The sequence below is a fragment of the Nocardia takedensis NBRC 100417 genome (assembly GCF_000308695.1).
Classification (GTDB): domain Bacteria; phylum Actinomycetota; class Actinomycetes; order Mycobacteriales; family Mycobacteriaceae; genus Nocardia; species Nocardia takedensis.
Window position 1 is genome coordinate 1 of record NZ_BAGG01000161.1, and the last position, 350, is coordinate 350.

1 protein-coding gene is annotated in these 350 nt (G+C 66.6%); it reads right to left on the reverse strand.

Annotation, left to right across the window (positions count from 1 at the left end):
* Positions 1-336: WD40 repeat domain-containing protein (locus ON30_RS27725; RefSeq protein WP_040711850.1), on the reverse strand; the 336-nt coding region annotated here is incomplete at its 3' end.
* Positions 337-350: the final 14 nt, after the last annotated feature.

Sequence of the window (350 nt, forward strand, 5' to 3'; positions counted from 1 at the left end):
CGTGCTGTTCTCGCTGCCGGTGACGGCGACGGGGCGGCCGTCGATGCTGGCGCACGCTACCCCGAACACCGGGCTGATATTGCCGTCCAGAGTGGAGTACAGGGTACCGGTGGCCAGTTTGTAGATCCGTATCGTGCCCTTGAAACCTCCGGTGACGGCGAAAGGTTGGCCGTCGATGTTGGTGCACGCCACCGTGCGCAACGAATCGGTGATGCTGGAGGACGGGAGAGTGCTGTGTGGGGTGCCGGTGGTCAGATCCCACACCCGCGTCGGGTCCCAACCGCCGGTGACGGCGACGGGTCGGCCGTCGATGCTGGTGCACGCTACCGCGGACACCCAGCCGTAGACGG